Origin of the sequence: Chloroflexus islandicus (assembly GCF_001650695.1) — a bacterium.
Classification (GTDB): domain Bacteria; phylum Chloroflexota; class Chloroflexia; order Chloroflexales; family Chloroflexaceae; genus Chloroflexus; species Chloroflexus islandicus.
This window is the reverse complement of the sequence record NZ_LWQS01000119.1, coordinates 1-1,205: the sequence shown is the minus strand read 5'-3', so window position 1 is coordinate 1,205 and position 1,205 is coordinate 1. Positions and strand designations below refer to the sequence as shown.

The 1,205-nt window shown below is 64.1% G+C and carries 1 protein-coding gene; it reads right to left on the bottom strand.

The genetic code is table 11. The features are described 5' to 3' along the window. The coding region (tuf, locus tag A6A03_RS19340; protein WP_066791525.1) for an elongation factor Tu at positions 1–1,205 on the bottom strand (1,205 nt) is incomplete at its 3' end.

The following is a 1,205-nucleotide window of genomic DNA, read 5'->3' as shown; positions in this document are numbered from 1 at the left end:
TAATCAAGGATCTTGGTCACGACGCCGGCGCCGACGGTGCGGCCACCCTCGCGGATGGCGAAGCGGAGACCCTCTTCGATCGCCACCGGCACGATCAGCTCGATCGTCATCACCACGTTATCGCCCGGCATCACCATCTCCATCCCCGCCGGCAGGCTAATCGCCCCCGTCACGTCGGTCGTGCGGATGTAGAACTGCGGCCGGTAGCCGGGGAAGAACGGCGTGTGCCGCCCACCCTCTTCCTTCTTCAACACGTAGACCTGCGCCTCAAACTTCTTGTGCGGCTTGATGCTCCCCGGCGCGCACAGCACCTGCCCGCGCTCGACGTCGGTGCGCTCAATGCCGCGCAACAGACAGCCGACGTTGTCACCGGCGATGCCCTCATCGAGCGTCTTCTGGAACATCTCCACGCCGGTCACCACCGTCCGCCGCGGCGCTTCGTCGGTCATACCGACGATTTCGACCGTGTCACCCACCTTCACCTTGCCGCGCTCGATGCGGCCCGTCACCACCGTCCCGCGGCCCTTGATGCCGAACACGTCTTCGATCGGCATCAGGAACGGCTGGTCAACCGCCCGCTGCGGCGTCGGGATGTACTCATCGACCGCGTTCATCAGCTCAAGGATGCAGGCGTACTCGGGCGCGTTGATATCCTTGCTCGGGCTCTCCAGCGCATTGCGCGCGCTGCCGCGGATAATCGGAATCTCATCGCCGGGGAAGCCGTACTTGCTCAGCAGCTCGCGCAGCTCCAGTTCGACCAGCTCCAGCAGCTCCGGGTCGTCCATCATATCAACCTTGTTGAGGAAGACGACGATCGCCGGCACCTGCACTTGGCGGGCGAGCAGGATGTGCTCGCGGGTCTGCGGCATCGGGCCATCGGGCGCGCTGACCACGAGGATCGCCCCGTCCATCTGAGCCGCGCCGGTAATCATATTCTTGATGTAGTCAGCGTGGCCGGGGCAGTCCACGTGGGCGTAGTGGCGCTTGTCGGTCTGATACTCGACGTGGCGGATGGCGATGGTAATGCCACGGGCACGCTCTTCGGGCGCGTTGTCGATCTGGTCGTACGCCATAAACTGGGCAGCGCCCTTGAGCGAGAGCACCTTGGTGATCGCCGCCGTCAGCGTCGTCTTGCCGTGGTCGACGTGGCCGATGGTGCCGACGTTAATATGCGGTTTCGTCCGCTCGAATTTCTGCTTGGCCAT